Source organism: Streptomyces sp. NRRL S-340 (genome assembly GCF_000720185.1).
GTDB lineage: Bacteria > Actinomycetota > Actinomycetes > Streptomycetales > Streptomycetaceae > Streptomyces.
Window position 1 is genome coordinate 13,234 of sequence record NZ_JOIY01000066.1, and the last position, 18,038, is coordinate 31,271.

The 18,038-nt window shown below is 69.8% G+C and carries 17 protein-coding genes and 1 tRNA gene; 8 read left to right on the plus strand and 10 right to left on the minus strand.

What is annotated here, in order from left to right:
• Positions 1-34 precede the first annotated feature (34 nt).
• Positions 35-583: a helix-turn-helix domain-containing protein gene (locus IG64_RS34850; protein WP_037863877.1), complete on the minus strand. Its 549-nt coding sequence runs from the start codon at positions 581-583 to the stop codon at positions 35-37.
• A gap of 183 nt (positions 584-766) precedes the next feature.
• On the opposite strand from IG64_RS34850, the gene IG64_RS34855 reads away from it, so the two are divergent.
• Positions 767-839: transfer RNA gene (locus IG64_RS34855), tRNA-Ala, on the plus strand.
• 94 nt (positions 840-933) lie between these two features.
• Here the strand turns inward: IG64_RS34855 and IG64_RS34860 are convergent.
• Entirely contained in the window at positions 934-1,641 is a 708-nt protein-coding gene (locus IG64_RS34860) for a DUF5324 family protein (protein WP_037863881.1), read from the minus strand.
• Between the two features lie 410 nt (positions 1,642-2,051).
• Here IG64_RS34860 and IG64_RS34865 point away from each other — a divergent pair, with 410 nt between their 5' ends.
• Together IG64_RS34865 and IG64_RS34870 are read left to right on the plus strand one after the other, a co-directional pair.
• Positions 2,052-2,585: a peptidylprolyl isomerase gene (locus IG64_RS34865; protein ID WP_037863885.1), complete on the plus strand. Its 534-nt coding sequence runs from the start codon at positions 2,052-2,054 to the stop codon at positions 2,583-2,585.
• A gap of 160 nt (positions 2,586-2,745) precedes the next feature.
• On the plus strand, positions 2,746-3,642 hold the full coding sequence (locus tag IG64_RS34870) for a rhomboid family intramembrane serine protease (protein ID WP_037863895.1): 897 nt from the start codon (positions 2,746-2,748) through the stop codon (positions 3,640-3,642).
• A gap of 350 nt (positions 3,643-3,992) precedes the next feature.
• Here IG64_RS34870 and crgA read toward each other — a convergent pair whose 3' ends face one another.
• A complete protein-coding gene (gene crgA, locus IG64_RS34875; RefSeq protein WP_037863902.1) occupies positions 3,993-4,247 on the minus strand; it encodes a cell division protein CrgA in 255 nt (84 codons plus the stop codon).
• Between the two features lie 152 nt (positions 4,248-4,399).
• Between crgA and IG64_RS34880 the strand changes: the two genes are divergently transcribed.
• From IG64_RS34880 to IG64_RS34900, 5 genes are all read left to right on the plus strand, one after another.
• Complete coding sequence (locus IG64_RS34880) at positions 4,400-5,179, plus strand: DUF881 domain-containing protein (protein WP_037863906.1); 780 nt, start codon at positions 4,400-4,402, stop codon at positions 5,177-5,179.
• Positions 5,180-5,286: 107 nt separating this feature from the next.
• Positions 5,287-5,448: a hypothetical protein gene (locus IG64_RS39715; protein ID WP_018569171.1), complete on the plus strand. Its 162-nt coding sequence runs from the start codon at positions 5,287-5,289 to the stop codon at positions 5,446-5,448.
• The gene (locus IG64_RS34890) at positions 5,445-6,083 is read left to right on the plus strand and encodes an aminodeoxychorismate/anthranilate synthase component II (RefSeq protein WP_037863907.1); all 639 of its coding nucleotides are present in this window, start codon (positions 5,445-5,447) and stop codon (positions 6,081-6,083) included. Before IG64_RS39715 ends, IG64_RS34890 begins: the two co-directional genes overlap by 4 nt.
• Entirely contained in the window at positions 6,080-7,192 is a 1,113-nt protein-coding gene (locus IG64_RS34895) for a class E sortase (RefSeq protein WP_037863908.1), read from the plus strand. The genes IG64_RS34890 and IG64_RS34895 overlap by 4 nt, the downstream gene beginning before the upstream one ends.
• Positions 7,193-7,207: 15 nt before the next feature.
• Entirely contained in the window at positions 7,208-7,957 is a 750-nt protein-coding gene (locus IG64_RS34900; RefSeq protein ID WP_037863910.1) for a class E sortase, read from the plus strand.
• Positions 7,958-8,057: 100 nt separating this feature from the next.
• Here IG64_RS34900 and IG64_RS34905 read toward each other — a convergent pair whose 3' ends face one another.
• The 7 genes from IG64_RS34905 to IG64_RS34935 form a co-directional block, all read right to left on the minus strand.
• Complete coding sequence (locus IG64_RS34905; RefSeq protein ID WP_037863914.1) at positions 8,058-9,089, minus strand: restriction endonuclease; 1,032 nt, start codon at positions 9,087-9,089, stop codon at positions 8,058-8,060.
• Positions 9,090-9,289: 200 nt separating this feature from the next.
• Positions 9,290-11,296, minus strand: a complete 2,007-nt coding sequence (gene pknB / locus IG64_RS34910) for a Stk1 family PASTA domain-containing Ser/Thr kinase (RefSeq protein WP_037863918.1) — start codon at positions 11,294-11,296, stop codon at positions 9,290-9,292.
• 169 nt (positions 11,297-11,465) lie between these two features.
• Positions 11,466-12,947 (minus strand): peptidoglycan D,D-transpeptidase FtsI family protein, encoded by a 1,482-nt coding sequence (locus tag IG64_RS34915; protein ID WP_037863921.1) that lies wholly within the window; start codon positions 12,945-12,947, stop codon positions 11,466-11,468.
• Positions 12,944-14,383, minus strand: a complete 1,440-nt coding sequence (locus IG64_RS34920) for an FtsW/RodA/SpoVE family cell cycle protein (RefSeq protein ID WP_037863927.1) — start codon at positions 14,381-14,383, stop codon at positions 12,944-12,946. The genes IG64_RS34915 and IG64_RS34920 overlap by 4 nt, the downstream gene beginning before the upstream one ends.
• A gap of 27 nt (positions 14,384-14,410) precedes the next feature.
• Complete coding sequence (locus tag IG64_RS34925) at positions 14,411-16,009, minus strand: Stp1/IreP family PP2C-type Ser/Thr phosphatase (RefSeq protein ID WP_051813698.1); 1,599 nt, start codon at positions 16,007-16,009, stop codon at positions 14,411-14,413.
• A gap of 140 nt (positions 16,010-16,149) precedes the next feature.
• Positions 16,150-16,680: an FHA domain-containing protein FhaB/FipA gene (locus tag IG64_RS34930; RefSeq protein ID WP_037863935.1), complete on the minus strand. Its 531-nt coding sequence runs from the start codon at positions 16,678-16,680 to the stop codon at positions 16,150-16,152.
• 10 nt (positions 16,681-16,690) lie between these two features.
• On the minus strand, positions 16,691-17,560 hold the full coding sequence (locus IG64_RS34935) for an FhaA domain-containing protein (protein ID WP_037863940.1): 870 nt from the start codon (positions 17,558-17,560) through the stop codon (positions 16,691-16,693).
• Between the last annotated feature and the right edge of the window lie 478 nt (positions 17,561-18,038).

The following is an 18,038-nucleotide window of genomic DNA, read 5'->3' on the forward strand; positions in this document are numbered from 1 at the left end:
CCCGCGACGCGCGCCACGACCCCTTCGGGCAGGGTCAGTTCTGGTGCGACTGGTAGTGCGCCACGGCGTCGGAGGTGCGGCCGGCGCCGTAGACCCGGAGGAACTCGGCCAGTTCGGGATGGCTGGGGGCGAGGCTGTCCGCGGCCTCGATGATGTCGCCCGCGGCGGCGACCGAGCGGAGCAGCGACTGGATCTCGCGGACCACGCGCTTGACGGTCGGCGCCCCCGAACCGCTCGTCGTCTGCGTGGTGTTGCTGAGCACCGAGCCCCCCTGCGACCTCTTGATCTCGTCCATGCGCTCGGTCGCCTCGGCCGCGCTGACGCTGCCGTCGGCGACCTGGCCCGCCAGATCCTGCAGCAGCTGCACCCGCTGGACCACCGCCGGGTTGCCGATCTTCGCCCGCTGGCCGCTCATCAGCTGCGACAGCATCGGTGCGGACAGCCCCAGTACCCCCGCCAGACGCGCCTGGTTGAGCCCCAGATCGTCTATGAGCTTCCGGAAGAGCGCCCCCAACGGCTCCCCGTACCAGTTCCGCTGCAGTTCCCGCGCTCTCGCGGTGGCTTCCTGCTGTGCGGCGTCCATGTGCGTCTCCCCATCGCTTCCCCAAGTACCGCGGTTCGCTGTAGCGAACCACGCGGAGCATCTTACGGAGAGTGGTCGGTGACGGGGACCCCCATCTTTTTGCGAGAACCGGGGGGTGACCCGGTACTCTGGTCTGCGGCACCCGGCCGGCGGGCGGTTCCTCCGGGCGGATGCTCCCCTTTCGGGGCCTTAGCTCAGTTGGTAGAGCGCTGTCTTTGCATGGCAGATGTCAGGGGTTCGACTCCCCTAGGCTCCACGCACACCAAGAAGCTCCCCCTCCATCCGGGACGTACGGATCGAGGGGGAGCTTCTTCGTGTGCCACGCGTACGAGGTGTGGAGCCGGGGCGGGTCAGCCCTTGTCGTCGTCCGACTGCTCCTCGGCCTCCTTCGCCTGGACCTCCGGGTCCAGGACGCTCTGACCGCTGCCGTCGACCGAAGTCAGACGGCCGGCCTCCGGGACCTCCGTGGCGGCCGGCGGCTCCACCAGCCAGTCCGGGTTGGCCTGCTTGTCCCACCACTTCCACGCCGCGAAGGCACCCCCCGCCAGCACCCCGGCGATCACCAGCACCTTGGCGACACGGCCGGCCCGCGCCCGCCGGTTCTGCTTGCGGGCCAGCTTCTGGATCTTCTGCGCCGGGACCTGGCCGCGCAGCGCGACCAGGGCGGCGGCGCCGCGCGCGGCGGCCTCGTCGGCGACCGGCGCCGCCGCGGCCATCGCCTGCTCGATCCGCGGCCTGGAAAACTCGGCGGCCTGCCGTGCGGCCCTGCGGGTCCGCTCGGCCGCGTCCTGGGCGGCCTGGTCGATCTTCGGCGGCACATAGGTCATGGCCTGCGTGCGGGCCTGTTCGAGCCGGGGCGCGACGTAGGCGCCGTACTGGACGCGGGCCTGGTCGGCGGCGAGCGACACCTTCGGCGCAAGCCGTACGCGTGCCTCGTGCGCGTAGTGAGCGGCCCTCTCCTTGGCGGTGTCGGCGTAGGGCGCCACCACTTCCGCGGCGTGCAGCACGCTGTCCTTCGCCGAGCCGGTCGCGGCGCGCACGCTGTCGATGCGGGTCACGGGTTCCTCCTCCTCGGTGGCGTACGGTAATTCGACTTTCCACCCTTTTACGGATCATGCCTGCCAACGGGCCCCGAGGCATGTGACGACGCGCATCCGGGTCATGCGCGCCGCCTCGCACCCGGGGCCGCTCCTCCGGCCGAGCGAGACCGGGAGACGAACAAGTACACGTATTGCCTGCAACGGTGGATGAAGGAACGCAGGGGCGTGCAGGAGTGGATACAGGGACAAAAGAAGCTTCTCGACGACAATGCCACGGATCGCCGCCCCGCGCTCCCGTCCCGGGACGACTCACCCCGTTTTCCGCAACCCATTCCCGCCGATCACCGCCCGGAAGCGGGCGCCGCACGACGCACGCGGCAGGTCGTGCGAGGATCGGGGAGTCACATGAGGACAACGGAAGGCAGATCGTGGCTGAGCAGCTCTACGCCACCCTGAAGACCAACCACGGCGACATCCAGGTGCGGCTCCTGCCGGACCACGCCCCGAAGACGGTCCGCAACTTCGTCGAACTCGCCACCGGCGAGCGCGAGTGGACGAACCCCGCCACCGGCCAGAAGACCACGGACAAGCTCTACGACGGCACGGTCTTCCACCGCGTGATCAGCGGCTTCATGATCCAGGGCGGCGACCCGCTGGGCAACGGCACCGGTGGCCCCGGCTACCAGTTCGAGGACGAGTTCCACCCGGACCTCTCCTTCAACAAGCCCTACCTGCTCGCGATGGCCAACGCCGGCCCGGGCACCAACGGCTCGCAGTTCTTCATCACCGTCGCCCCGACGGCGTGGCTGACCCGCAAGCACACCATCTTCGGCGAGGTCACGGACGCGGCCAGCCAGAAGGTCGTGGACGCCATCGCGGGCACGAAGACCAACCCGCGCAACGACCGTCCCGTCGACGACGTCGTCATCGAGTCGGTCGTCGTCGAGACCCGGCAGGGCTGAGCCGAGGGCCACGCCCGTCAGCCGCCCCTGGGCCCACCGCACCCGGGGAACCAAACGCCCCGCTCGTCCGTAGGGATGAGCGGGGCGGTGTGCTGCCCGCGGTGAGCCCGGCCGGGCCCGCCCCGGCGCACACCGTCCACGACGAACGTGAGGGGACCCGATGGACCAGGCACCAGGCAGCCCGCGGATCGGGCAGGACGGCCCGGGTGCGCCCACCTGCTACCGGCACCCGGACCGGGAGACCGGCATCCGCTGCACACGCTGCGAGCGGCCGATCTGCCCCGAGTGCATGGTCAGCGCCTCCGTCGGTTTCCAGTGCCCCGACTGCGTCCGCGACGGCTCGGGCACGGGACACACGCCCGCCGCGTCCCGGCCGCGCACGGTGGCCGGCGGCACGGTGACCGCGGACCCGCGGCTGGTCACGAAGATCCTCATCGGGCTCAACGTGGCCTTCTTCCTGGTCCAGCTGGCCGTCGGGAACCCTTTCACCGACCGGTTCGAAATGGTGGGCCAGGCGTATATTCCGTCGCTCGGTTCGGTCGGGGGCGTCGCACAGGGTGAGTGGTACCGGCTGCTGACCGCGATGTTCCTGCACGGCGGGTACATCCACATCGCGTTCAACATGCTCAGCCTGTGGTGGATCGGCGGCCCGCTGGAAGCCGCCCTCGGCCGCGCCCGCTACCTGGCGCTCTACCTCGCCGCCGGACTGGCGGGCAGCGCCCTCAGCTACCTGGTCGCCGCCCCGAACCAGCCGTCCGTCGGCGCCTCCGGCGCGATCTTCGGCCTCTTCGGCGCCATGGCCGTGCTGATGCGCCGGCTGCGCTACGACATGCGGCCCGTGATCGCCCTCCTGGTCATCAACCTGGTCATCACCTTCGGCTGGGGCGGCATCGCCTGGCAGGCGCACATCGGTGGCCTGGTCGCCGGTGTGGTGACCGGGTACGCGATGGTGCACGCACCGCGCGAGCGGCGGAACCTGGTGCAGTACGGGACCTGCGCGCTCGTCCTCGTGGCGGTCGTCGTGATGACGGTCGTCAGAACCGCGCAGCTCACCTGACCCCAGAGCGGGCCACGCCCGCCGACACGGGACGGGAGTCGCTCTTCCGTACGGTTGTCCACAGCGGGTGGCGAATCCTGTGCACAGTGTGCGGGAACAGCTGTGCCCCCTGCCACTCGCCTGCGTCTGTGCAGGTCAGCCAGGGGGTGGTGCGGTCCGCGGAGGGCGGTGCGACAGTCCTACCGGGGTCAACGGGGGAGGGGTTATCCACAGATCGTCGGGTTTTCCCCAGGCTTTGTGTGGAAATTTTTCCAGGCTGTGGATAACTCAGCGGATACCCGTGGGCAGAACTGGGTTCACCGCGGGGACCATCACTGGTTCCACCCCCGCGGCGGCCCTTTCCGACCCTGCTACTTCCACTGCGTGGAGACGCCGAATCCGGCCGCGATGAAGCCGAACCCGACGACGATGTTCCAGTTGTCCAGCGCGTCGATGGGCAGCGAGCCGTTCGTCACGTAGAAGACGACGATCCAGGCCAGGCCGATGACGAACATGGCCAGCATCACCGGTGCCACCCAACCGCGGCTCTCCAGTTTGATGACCGTGCCCTGCTTGGCGGGCGGCGGCGTGTAGTCGGCCTTCTTGCGGATACGTGACTTCGGCACGAGGGTCTCTCCTGTCGATGCGCTGCGTGGCCGCGCAGGGAACTGGACTGGCTCCGGGGCAGCGTACAAGGGGACTGCGAGGGGAGAACGAATGCTCCCCCGGGCGTCCGTTAGCGTAGTGCTTCCGCGGTGCCGAAGGAGATAAGGGTACGTTGAGCAATTCCGCCGACTCCCCGGGGACGGGTGCCGACCCGGGCCGCGCCCGCCGTCTCCCGCCGGCGCGGATCCTCACCGTGGCCGTGTTCGCCCTCGCCGGTCTGCTCTTCATCACCAGTTTCAACACGGCCAAGGGCACCAACATCCGCACGGACACCTCGCTGCTCAAGCTCTCCGACCTCGTCCACGAACGCAGCCGGAAGAACAAGGACCTGGACGACTCGAACGCGGCCCTGCGCGGCGACGTCGAGTCCCTCGCCCGGAGCGACGGCGGCGGCACCCGGGCCCAGGACGAGAAGCTGTCCGGCCTGGAGGCCGGCGCCGGCACCCGGCCCCTCAAGGGCAAGGCCGTCACCGTCACCCTCAACGACGCTCCGCCGAACGCCACCGCGAAACTCCCCGGCTACCCCGAGCCGCAGCCCGACTACCTGGTCATCCACCAGCAGGACCTCCAGGCCGTGGTCAACGCGCTGTGGAACGGCGGGGCCAAGGGCATCAAGGTCATGGACCAGCGGCTGATCTCCACCAGCGCCGTGCGCTGCGTGGGCAACACCCTGATCCTCCAGGGCCGCGTCTACTCGCCGCCGTACAAGATCACGGCGGTCGGGGACCCGGGCAGGCTGCAGAAGGCCCTCGCCGACTCCCCGGCGATCCAGAACTACATGGTCTACGTGAACGTCTACGGCCTCGGCTGGAAGGTCACCGAGGACGGCACGACCACCCTGCCCGGCTACAACGGCGCCGTGGACCTGCACTACGCCGAGCCGGTGGCGTAGCCGTCCGGTGTGATCCGCTCCAGAAGGCCCCGAACCGAGGGCATCGCGCCGTTAGTCTGGTGCGGTACGGCGTGAATCCGGTGCCGTGGGGAGACGGAAGGGACGGCATGTACGGCTGGATCTGGCGGCATCTGCCGGGCAACGCGTGGCTGAAGGCGCTGATCTCACTGGTGCTGGTCCTGGCCGTGGTCTACGTCCTGTTCCAGTACGTCTTCCCGTGGGCCGAGCCGCTGCTTCCCTTCAACGATGTGACGGTGGACAACCAGTGAGTGCGCGGATTCTCGTCGTCGACAACTACGACAGCTTCGTCTTCAACCTGGTCCAGTACCTCTACCAGCTGGGCGCCGAGTGCGAGGTGCTGCGCAACGACGAGGTGTCGACGGCGCACGCCCAGGACCGTTTCGACGGCGTGCTGCTCTCGCCCGGCCCCGGTACGCCCGAGCAGGCCGGGGTGTGCGTGGAGATGGTCCGGCACTGCGCCGCCACCGGTGTCCCCGTCTTCGGCGTGTGCCTTGGCATGCAGTCCATGCAGGTGGCGTACGGCGGGGTGGTGGACCGGGCGCCCGAGCTGCTGCACGGCAAGACCTCGCCGGTCGAGCACACCGGCAAGGGCGTCTTCGCCGGGCTGCCCTCCCCCTTCACCGCGACCCGCTACCACTCGCTGGCCGCCGAGCCCGCGACCGTCCCGGCCGAGCTGGAGGTCACCGCCCGTACGCCCGACGGCATCATCATGGGCCTGCGCCACCGGGAACTGGCGGTGGAGGGCGTGCAGTTCCACCCCGAGTCGGTGCTGACCGAGCACGGGCACCGGATGCTGGCCAACTGGCTGGTGGAGTGCGGCGACACGGGTGCCGTGGCGAGGTCGGCGGGGCTCGCCCCGGTGGTGGGCAGGGCCACGGCGTGACCGCGCTGCGCCCCGAGCGCGAGTCCAGCGCCGACCGCTACGGCACGGAGGCCCCCGCGGCCTCCGGGGACCCGTACGCGGCGGCGCCCTACGACTCCCGCGGCTCGGTGGCGCCGTACGGCTCCCGCGGCTCCTCGCCCCTTCCGTACCCGCCGCCCGCCGACGACGAGACGGTGGCGCTGCGGGTCGCCGATGCGGCGGGGGCGGCGGTCGGGGGGCGGGGGCTTTCCCCGGGTTCTGCGGGCCTGTCCGGCTCCGGGGCGGCCGGCGTGCCGTACGAGGGCCGTGCGGCCCGCAGGAAGGCCGCCAGGAGCCGTCACAGCCGTCACAGCCGCCGCCGGGGGGCCGGGGCGGCGGCCGGATCCTCCCCGGAGAGTGGCGGGGCGTCCGCGCCGCTCTCGCGGGTGGAGGCCCGTCGGCAGGCGCGGGCGCGCAGGCCGGGGCCGGGTGTCGTCATCAGCCGGATCGTCGGTGAGCTGTTCATCACGACGGGTGTGGTGATGCTGCTGTTCGTCACCTACCAGCTGTGGTGGACGAACATCCGCGCGCACGCGCAGGCGGGCAGCGAGGCGCACCAGTTGCAGGACGACTGGGCGAGCGGCAAGCGCAACCCGGGGACGTTCGAGCCGGGGCAGGGCTTCGCCATCCTGCACATTCCCGCGCTGGACGTGGTGGTGCCGATCGCGGAGGGCACCAGCAAGACGAAGGTGCTGGACAAGGGGATGGTCGGGCACTACGGCAAGGGCGACTTCGACACGGCGATGCCGGACGCGAGGACGGGCAACTTCGGGCTGGCGGGTCACCGCAACACGCACGGGGAGCCGTTCCGGTACATCAACCGGCTCAGGCCGGGCGACCCGATCGTGGTGGAGACGCAGGACGCGTACTACGTCTACAAGACGACGTCGATGCTGCCGGTGACCTCGCCGGGCAACACCGCCGTCCTGAACCCGGTCCCCAGGGGTTCGGGTTTCACCGGGCCGGGCCGCTACATCACGCTCACCACCTGCACACCGGAGTTCACCAGCAAGTACCGCTTGATCGTCTGGGGCAGGATGGTCGAGGAACGGCCGCGCAGCAAGGGCAAGCCGGATGCGCTCGTCAGTTAAAGGGCAGAGGGAACAGTGGCAGCGACCGCGGACGACACCGCAGAGCACACCGGGGAGGGCCCCGCACCGCGCCGGCGCCGCCGCGGCACGGGCCGGCTGGCCCTGGCCGTCAGCGTGTTCGGCGAACTCCTCATCACGGCGGGGGTGGTCCTCGGTCTGTTCGTCGTCTACTCCCTGTGGTGGACGAACGTCATAGCGGACCGCAAGGCCGACCGGCAGGGCGACAGGATCCGTGACCAGTGGGCGCACTCCGCCCCCGGCGGCCCCGGCGCGCTGGACACGAAGGACGGCATCGGATTCCTGCACGTGCCGTCCATGCACAACGGCGAGGTCCTGGTGAAGAAGGGCACCTCGACGGACGTCCTGAACGACGGTGTGGCCGGCTACTACGTGGACCCGGTCAAGGCGGCGCTGCCGGAGACCGGCAAGGAGGGCAACTTCACCCTCGCCGCTCACCGGGACGGGCACGGCGCGAAGTTCCACAACATCGACAAGGTGGAGAAGGGCGACCCGATCGTCTTCGAGACCCGGGACAAGTGGTACGTCTACAAGGTCTACGGCATCCTCCCGGAGACGTCGAAGTTCAACGTCGACGTCCTCGCTCAGGTCCCGAAGGAGTCGGGGGTGAGGAAGCCGGGCCGCTACATCACGCTGACGACCTGCACGCCCGTGTACACCTCCCGCTACCGGTACGTGGTGTGGGGGGAGCTGGTGCGGGTCCAGAAAGTGGACAGCAAGCGGACGCCTCCGGCGGAGCTGCGCTGAGGCAGGAGAGTGCGGGTGGGTTTCGTGCTCTAGCATGGCGAAGGCCCGAAGTCGCAAGTTAGGGATGCGACTTCGGGCCTTGTGCTGCCGCCTGTGGGCTCTACTTCAGGACGGTGAGCATTTCACCCGCGGCCCACCTTTCCAGCAGGGTGCGGTGCACGGCGGTGATTCCGGCCTCGTCCGCGATGCTCAGGGCCTCCGGTGTGAAGCGGCACGTCGCGACGTAGAGAGCCACGTCCGAGGCGTGCAGGACCCTGGCGGACCCGACGAACTTCTGCAGTTCCGGGCTGGTGATCCGCAGGTGGGGCGCGAACCTCTTGCACTGGACGACGAGCCGCCGGCCGTCGGCCGTGAACGCGGTGATGTCGACGCCCCGGTCCCCGTGACGCCCCAGGACGAGGACGTCGGTGCAGCCGTCGCGGCGCAGGAGCGTGGCGATGTGGTGCTCGAACTCGCGGCCGGTCATGGCGTCCATGGCGGCCATGACTCCGGCGAGGGGACGGTTCGGGCGGGGGCTCTCCAGCCGGCGGAGGCGCGCGTGGTGCTGCCGCAGCCGCCGCTCGATGTGCTGGACGCCGGTGCGCAGGGCGATCAGTTCCCGATGGTGCTCTCCCGAGGTCTCGATCAGGGCGTTGAACATGGGGACGACGGTCTTGCCGAGGATGTGGCTGATGCGCTGGTCGATGCGGTCGTCGAGGGAGGTCGCGTCGGGCTGCGGTGAGTTTTCCACAGGCTGTGTGCGGGCCAGGTACTCCATGTCGAGGAGGTAGGTGCGTACCTGGCGGGCGACTTCGCTGTCGCGGAGCAGCATGGCGACGTTGAGGACGGCGCGGCGCGGGTACAGCGCCAGTGACCGGGAGCGCGACTGAATCCCACTGACCTCCTTGAAGGAGGCCAGTTCTGTACCTGACAGGACGCGGTAGCCGTTGGCCGCCAGTTCCTGGCGGTGATCGAGCACCAGGGACTCGACGGCCTTCCTGCTCACCTGGAAGTAAGTCGCCACCATCGCCGTCGTCACATGCATCCCGTCCGGAAGCAGTGACAGGGTCTTGACCCGGTCGAGTACGTCCGTGCGGTCCATGACGCTGTGGCGCAGGCTCCTGGATTCCAGCAGCGCGGAGTCGGTGATCACTGTCTGCCCTTCTGTCGTGTGCCGGCCGCATGGCCGGGGCAGAGCGTTCCGAGTCCCCACCCCAATGGAGCAACGAGGGGTGGCCTGGGAAGACACGATCGAAAGGCGGGCGGGTGTGCGACAGGGCCCCGGCTGCTCTCGGGTGAGAGCGGCCGGGGCCCTGGGGTGTCACGGGCGCCGGTGGGCGGCCGGGCGGGCGGTCAGCCGAAGATGCCTCCGGGGCCGCCGCCTCCGTGGCCACCCCCGTTGTTGTTGCCCCCGTTCCCGCCGCTCCCGCCGATCGTCGTCAGCGTGATCTGTGTACCGGCCGGGTCGTCCACCTGCTGGCCGGGCTGCGGGTCCTGCTTGATGACGAAGGCGTTGTCGTCGCCCCCGCTGCCGGCGAACTGGATGTTGGTGAAGCCGGCCGCGGTGAGGATCTGCTTGGCCTCCGCCACCTTCTTGCCCTGCACCTGCGGGACCTGGGTCTTCTGCTGGACCTGCTTGCCGACCTGGATCGTCACCTTGGAGCCCTTGTCGACCTGCTGGCCGGGACCCGGGACGGTGTTGATGACCTTGCCCGCCTGGTTGGGGTCGCTGTTGTCCACCTCGACGCAGTCGCCGTCGAGGTTGTTCGCCTGCATCTGCTGCTTGGCGGCGTCGCAGGACTGGCCGGCGACCTGGGGGACGGTGGCCTTCGCGACGGCCTTGGCGACCGTCAGCGTGACGGTCGAGCCCTTCTGGACTTCCTTGTCGCCGCTCGGGTCCTGGCTGATGACGACGCCCTCGGGCCGGTCGGACTCCTGCTCCTGCTTCTCGACCTTGAAGCCCTTGTCGGTCAGCTGGGACTGCGCGGTGTCGAAGCTGAGGCCGGTGACGTCCGGCACGAGCACCTTCGGCGCTCCCGTCGACAGCACCAGGTTGACCGTCTCGCCCTTCTTGATGTCGCTCTTGGGCGCGGGGTCCTGGGAGCAGACGCGGCCCTTGGGCTGGTCCTCGCACTCCTTCTCGGTGAAGGCCGTCTTCAGACTGACGTTCTCCGCGGAGTTCTGGGCGTCCTGCTTGGTCTGGCCCACGAAGTTCGGCGTGGCCACCGTGTCGCTGCCGCTGCTGTGACCGGTGGTGACGTACTTGCCGATCAGGATGGCGCCGACCAGGACCAGGATGCCGGCGACGACCAGGAGGATCGTCGAGGTGTGGGACTTCTTCGGCTGCTGGCGGCGCCGGTCGGGGCGGTCGTCGTAGCCGTAGCCGCCGTCGTCCGGGTTCATGGGCGGCAGCATCGTCGTGGCGGGGGCGCCCGGGTCGGAGCGCAGGGCCGTGGTCGGCTGGTCGTCGGGGTAGGCGCCGTAGCCGACCGCGCCCATGGCGGCGGTGGCGGCGACGGGCTGGCCGTCGAGGCAGGCCTCGATGTCGGCGCGCATCTCGTCGGCCGACTGGTAGCGGTAGTCCGGGTCCTTGACCAGGGCGCGCAGCACGATCGCGTCCATCTCGGGCGTGATCTCGGGGTCGAAGACGCTCGGTGGCTGGGGGTCCTCGCGGACGTGCTGGTAGGCCACCGCGACCGGGGAGTCGCCGACGAACGGCGGCCGGACGGTGAGCAGCTCGTACAGCAGGCAGCCCGTGGAGTAGAGGTCGGAGCGTGCGTCGACCTGCTCGCCCTTGGCCTGCTCGGGGGAGAGGTACTGGGCGGTGCCGATGACGGCGGCGGTCTGGGTCATGGTCATGCCGGAGTCGCCCATGGCGCGGGCGATGCCGAAGTCCATGACCTTGACCTGGCCGTTGCGGGTCAGCATGACGTTGGCCGGCTTGATGTCCCGGTGGACGATGCCGCTGCGGTGGGCGTACTCCAGGCCCTGGAGGATGCCGATGGTCATCTCCATGGCCCGCTCGGGCAGCAGCTTGCGCCCGCTGTGCAGCAGCTCACGGAGGGTGGACCCGTCGACGTACTCCATCACGATGTACGGGATGGAGACCCCGTCGATGTAGTCCTCGCCCGTGTCGTAGACCGCGACGATCGCGGGATGGTTGAGCGAGGCGGCCGACTGGGCCTCCCGGCGGAACCGGGCCTGGAAGGAAGGGTCGCGCGCCAGGTCGGCGCGCAGCGTCTTCACCGCCACGGTGCGGCCCAGGCGGGTGTCATGCGCGAGGTACACCTCCGCCATGCCACCACGGCCGAGCACCTGGCCCAGCTCGTACCGGCCGCCGAGGCGACGCGGCTCTTCCATAGCTACCTACCAGCCCTCTCCGTCGGTCCCGGCGGGCACGGCTTGTGCCGCCGGAGCTTCCGTCCGGGCCTACCGTACCCGGCTCGTTCTGTGGGACCCGGCCAAGTCCGTCACCCGATACAGGACCGGTATCGCACCGTGCACCGTTGTGAAGGGGTCGTGACGGAGGTCACCTCTTGGAGTTGATGACCGCCTGCATGACGCTCTTGGCGATGGGCGCCGCGAGGCCGCCGCCGGAGATCTCCTCGCGGTTGGCCTGCTCGTCCTCGACGACCGCGGCGACCGCGACCGGTGAGCTGCCGTCGCTGGTCTTGGCGTAGGAGATGAACCACGCGTACGGCTTCTCGCTGTTGTCGACGCCGTGCTGGGCGGTACCGGTCTTGCCGCCGACGGTGACGCCGCTGATCTGCGCGTTCTTGCCGGTGCCCTCCTTGACGACCGTCTCCATCATCGACTGGAGGATCTGGGCGTTCTTCGAGGACAGCGGCCGGCTCAGTTCCTCGGGCTGGGTCTGCTCCAGGGTGTCGAGGTTCGGCGACTGGAGCTTGTCGACCATGTACGGCTTCATCAGTTTGCCGTCGTTGGCGACGGCCGAGACGACCATGGCCATCTGCAGCGGGGTGGCGGCGGTGTTGAACTGGCCGATGGAGGACTGGGCGACCTGCGAGGGCTCCATGTTGTCGGAGAACACCGAGGCGTTGGCGCGGACGGGGGTGTACTGCTGGCTGGTGAAGCCGAACTTCTTGGCCTCTTCCAGCATCTTCTTGTTGCCCAGGTCGGCGCCGATCTTGCCGAAGACGGTGTTGCAGGACCAGCGCAGTGCCACGCGCATGGTGGCGTTCTTGCAGGGGATCGTGCCTTCGTTGGGCAGCGGGGTGCTGGTGCCCGGCATGATCCACGGGTCGGGGGAGTTCGTGGGCTGGTCGGCCGAGGTGTACTTGCCGTTCTCCAGCGCCGCGGCGGCGGTGACCACCTTGAAGGTGGAGCCGGGCGGGTAGGTCTCGCGCAGCGCCCGGTTCAGGGTCGGGTCGTCCGGGTCGTTCTCCTTCAGGAGCTTGTTGCGGGCCTTGCCGTCGGCCGCGGAGGTGCCGGCGAAGGAGCCGGGGTCGTAGGACGGGTAGGAGGCCAGTGCCAGGATCTTGCCCGTGGAGGGTTCGAGCGCGACGACGGCGCCCTTGCCGCGCTTCTTGAGCCCGTCGTACGCGGCCTTCTGCGCGGCCGCGTTGAGGGTGGTGACGACGTTGCCGCCCTGCTTCGGCTTGCCCGTGATCATGTCCAGGGTGTTGCGGAAGAAGAGCCGGTCGTCGTTGCCGGTGAGGATCTTGTCGTCGAGGTTCTCCAGCTGGGTGGCGCCGAAGGCCTGCGAGGCGAAGCCGGTGACGGGTGCCCACATGGGGCCGTCCTTGTAGGTGCGCTTGTACTTCAGGTCGTCGAGCGCGTTGGTCTTGGTCTCCACGGACCCGGTGATCGGGGTGCCGCCGACGATGATGTCGCCGCGCGGGGTGGAGTAGCGGGCGATGGTGACGCGGCGGTTGTTGTCGTCGTTCTTCAGGGCGTCGGCCTTGGCGTACTGGAGCCAGTTGTCGCGGATGAGCAGCGTGAGGACCAGCAGGCCGCAGAAGATCGCGATCCGGCGCAGGGGCTTGTTCATGACGGGCGGACCACCTGGGTCATCTCGGCGTCGGGGTTGGCGGCGGGGGCGGGGGCCGGGCGGCGGGCGGTGTCGCTGATTCTGATGAGGATGCCGATCAGCGCCCAGTTGGCGATGACGGAGGAACCGCCGTACGCGAGGAACGGCATGGTCATACCGGTCAGCGGGATGAGGCCCATCACACCGCCTGCCACCACGAAGACCTGGAGCGCGAAGGCGCCGGACAGGCCGACGGCGAGCAGTTTGCCGAAGGGATCGCGGGCGGCGAGGGCGGTGCGGATGCCGCGCTCCACGATCAGGCCGTAGAGCAGGAGGATCGCCATCAGGCCGGCCAGGCCCAGTTCCTCGCCGAAGGTGGCGAGGACGAAGTCGGAGTTGGCGGCGAACCGGATGAGGTCGGAGTGGCCCTGGCCGAGGCCGGAGCCGAGGGTGCCGCCGGAGCCGAACGCCCACAGGGCCTGCTGGAGCTGTTCGGAGTGGCCCTGCACGCCCTTGTGGCTGAGGAGGTACTCGTTCATCGGGTCGAGCCAGGCCTGGACGCGCTGGTGCACGTGGGGTTCGACGCTGGCCACGCCGAAGGCGCCGACCGCGGACATCAGCAGACCGAAGACGATCCAGCTGGTCCGCTCGGTGGCGACGTACAGCATGATGACGAACATTCCGAAGAACAGCAGCGAGGTGCCGAGGTCGGTCTCGAAGACCAGGATGAGGATCGAGATGACCCAGACGACCAGGATGGGTCCGAGGTCGCGGCCGCGGGGCAGGTACAGGCCCATGAAGCGGCGGCTGGCCAGTGCGAGCGCGTCCCGCTTGACCATCAGGTAGCCGGCGAAGAAGACCGCGAGGACGATCTTGGCGAACTCGCCGGGCTGGATGGAGAAGCCGCCGACGTGGATCCAGATCTTGGCGCCGTACACGGGCAGGCCGAGGCCGGGGACCAGCGGCAGCAGCAGCAGGACCAGCGCGCCGACCATGGAGATGTACGTGTAGCGCTGCAGGACGCGGTGGTCCTTGAGGAAGATCAGCACGACGGCGAACAGGGCGATGCCCATCGCCGTGTACAGCAGCTGGGTGGGCGCCTTGTCACCGGCCTGCTTGATGTACTGGAGCAGTTTCGACTGGTCCAGGCGCCAGATGACGACCAGGCCGAGGCCGTTGAGCAGGGTGGCCAGCGGGAGCAGCAGCGGGTCGGCGTAGGGGGCGAACTTGCGGACGACGAGGTGGGCGACGCCCGCCATCAGGCCCAGGCCCAGGCCGTAGCTCAGCAGGCCCGCGGGCACCTGGTTGTTGATGGCCAGGCCCACGTTGGCGTAGGCGAACACCGGGATGGCGACCGCGAAGACCAGCAGTGCCAGTTCGGTGTTGCGGCGGCTCGGTGCTCCGATGGCGCCGATCGTGGACGTGTGGTGCGTGGGCGAGTTGGTAGTACTGCTCATCGTGTGACAGGGCCTCTCACGGCTTGCCTACTGCTTACCGCACAGCGAGACGACCTTCTGCTCTTCCTCCGAGAGAGTGGGGCCGGGGCTGGATGTGGACGCGGTCGCGGTCGCGGACGTGGACGGAGACTTGGACGACGGTGACGGTGCCTTGGACGTCGACGGGCCGGGGTCCGACGGGTTCGATGTGGTCTTGGACGTGAAGGCGGCGGGGGTGGTTCCCGTGGTGGGGCCGCCGCGGTCCTTGCCCGTCTTGTCCTTGTCCGACTTGTCCTGTCCGGGTTTGGCGCCGTTCTTGGCCTCGGCGGCGCGGCGTTCGGACTCCTTGCGGCACGCGGAGGCCTGCACGGACAGCTCGTCGACCTTCTTCTGCGCCTCTTGCAGACCGCCCTCGGAGATCGTCGCCTTGACCTGCTTCTGCTGGTAGGGCGGCAGGTACTTGAGTTCGATCTCGGGGTGGTCCTTCTCCACCTCGGACAGCTTCACCCAGGCCAGGTCCTGGCTGATGCCGCGGTAGAGCGCGACGTGCTCGTCGTTGGTGCCGACGTAGTACTGGGTCTGGGTCCAGCGGTAGCCGCCGTACAGGCCGCCGCCGATGACGGCGAGCGCGAGGACGCTGTACAGGGACACCTTCAGCCACCCGCGGCGCCGGCGGGGCTTGACGAAGTCGTCGTCGCCGTAGCCCAGGCCGTCGGTGGAGACGAAGCCGGTGGTGTCGCCGGATCCGGGCGGGCCGAACTCGCCGCCTCCGCCGCCCTGTCCGGGGACCTGGCGGCCGAGGCCGGAGGCGCGGCCGGCCGGGGTCTGCATGATGCCGTTGTCGTGCAGGTGGTGCTGGTTCTCGGCGACCGCGCCGACCACGACGGGGGTGTCGGAGAGCTGGGCGGCGAGGGTGTCGCCGGTGTCCAGGTCGAGGACGTCGGCGACGATGACGGTGATGTTGTCGGGTCCGCCGCCGCGCAGCGCGAGCTGGATCAGCTCCTGCACGGTCTCCTGCGGCCCCTGGTAGCTGGCGAGGGTCTCCTCCATCGTCTGGTGGGAGACGACGCCGGACAGGCCGTCGGAGCAGATCAGGTAGCGGTCGCCGGCGCGGACCTCGCGGACGGACAGGTCGGGTTCGACGTGCTCGCCGCTGCCGAGGGCGCGCATCAGGAGGGCGCGCTGCGGGTGGGTGCTGGCCTCCTCCTCGGTGATGCGTCCCTCGTCGACCAGGCGCTGCACCCAGGTGTGGTCCTGGGTGATCTGCGTGAGGACGCCGTCGCGCAGCAGGTAGGCGCGGGAGTCGCCGACGTGTACGAGTCCGAGGCGCTGGCCGGTCCACAGCAGGGCGGTGAGCGTGGTGCCCATGCCTTCGAGCTGGGGGTCCTCCTCGACCATGGCGCGCAGCTGGTCGTTGGCGCGCTGCACGGCCGTGCCGAGCGAGGTGAGGATGTCGGAGCCGGGGACGTCGTCGTCGAGGGGGACGATGGTGGAGATCACCTCGGAGGAGGCGACCTCGCCGGCGGCTTGGCCGCCCATGCCGTCGGCGATCGCGAGGAGCCGGGGGCCGGCGTAACCGGAGTCCTCGTTGCCCTCGCGGATCATGCCCTTGTGCGATCCGGCGGCGAAGCGCAGTGACAGACTCATGCGCACCTCGCCCGTCGGCTCGGGGTACAGCCGGTCGTGTCGAGCCACACTGCCCACCCTCCGGTCGGGAGCGCGCCGCGGCCCTGGGGGCCGGCCGCCGCCGCGTGCTCGCTCCGCTCGCGCTCATTCATGACGTAGCACTACTTCCGCAGCTCGATGACGGTCTTGCCGATGCGGATCGGCGCGCCCAGCGGGATCGGTGTGGGGGTCGTCAGCCGGGACCGGTCCAGGTAGGTGCCGTTGGTGGATCCGAGGTCCTCGACGATCCACTGGCCGTTCTGGTCCGGGTAGATCCTGGCATGGCGGCTGGAGGCGTAGTCGTCGTCCAGCACGATCGTGGAGTCGTGCGCGCGGCCCAGGGTGATGGTCTGGCCCTGCAGCGCGACGGTGGTGCCGGTGAGGGTGCCTTCGGTCACCACCAGTTTGGCGGGGGCGTTGCGGCGTCGGCCGCCGCTCTGCTGGCCACGCTGCTGCGGCGGCGCGGCGGCGGCGGCCTGGCGCGCGGCCTGCCGGCCGGTCTGCTGGGGCCGGGCCGCCTCCCGGCGGGACCCCCGCTGGGTGACGCGCGTACCGAACAGGTCGCTGCGGATGACCTGCACGGCCACGATCACGAACAGCCACAGTACGGCCAGGAAACCCAGCCGCATGACCGTGAGGGTCAGCTCTGACATTGCCCCCGGTTCACCCTTCGGCTTGCCTATAGATAACGGTGGTGCTGCCCACGACGATCCGCGAGCCGTCGCGGAGCGTAGCGCGGGTGGTGTGCTGCCCGTCCACCACGATGCCGTTGGTGGAGCCGAGATCCGAGATCGTCGAGGGCGTTCCGGTCCGGATCTCACAGTGCCGGCGCGAGACGCCGGGGTCGTCGATCCGCACGTCGGCGTCGGTGCTGCGGCCCAGCACCAGCGTCGGGCGGGAGATCTGGTGGCGGGTGCCGTTGATCTCGATCCAGTAGCGGGTCCGGCCGCCGGCCGCGGGGGCCTGCGGGGGCCGGGCGGCGGCGGGCTGCGGGTAGCCGTACCCGCCGGGCGGCGGGGCCGCGGGCATGGGGGGCGCTCCCGCGGGGGGCGCTGCGGGCGGGTAGCCGTAGCCGCCCTGGGGGCCGGGGCGGCCGGGTGCGGCGGCCGGGCCGGGCGGGGGTGCCTGCGGCGGCCCCTGGGGCGCCTGCTGGCTGCTGGAGGAGGCGAGCGTACGGCTGCGCACCCGGTACAGGCCGGTGTCCAGGTCGTCCGCCTTCTCCAGGTGGACCTTGATCGGTCCCATGAAGGTGTAGCGCTGCTGCTTGGCGTAGTCGCGCACCATGCCGGCCAGCTCGTCGCCGAGCTGTCCGGAGTAGGGGCTGAGCCGTTCGTAGTCGGGCGCGCTCAGCTCCACGATGAAGTCGTTGGGTACGACCGTGCGGTCGCGGTTCCAGATCGTCGCGTTGTTGTCGCACTCGCGCTGGAGCGCGCCCGCGATCTCCACGGGCTGGACCTCGGACTTGAAGACCTTGGCGAAGGTGCCGTTGACCAAGCCTTCGAGGCGCTGCTCGAACTTCTTCAGGACTCCCATGGGGCACCTCCTCCGTCGTGGCCGTCGCTTCGGGTCTTGCCGGTGTTGCCGTTGTCGCGGGTCTTGCCGTCGTGCTGATGCGTTCTGCTTGCCTGGTACTGCTTACTGATCGTATCCACGCGCCGGTAAATCGGCTGGTTCCCCCTGTCGGCCCCGTCGACGGGTCGTCGACGCCTCTTCCTCGGCTCGTACCGCTGGGTGGCCCCCTCCGAGTGCTCCTCCGAGTGTTCCTCCGCGGTCCGCGTACTGCTGACTTCTGCCCAGGATCGTAGAGGCGGCCACGGACCAGTGTCCCGCACCCGGCGGCGGACCCGCCCCGGCTCCTGGGGAGACGGGCCGGACCGGTACGAGGTTGATACGTGAACAGGCACGGGTTGATACGGAAGGCGACGGGGACGGAGGGCGGGCTGGCCGGGGCAGGGGCTGTCTCTTATACACATCTGACGCTGCCGACGACTCCTTACGTGGAGATCTCGGG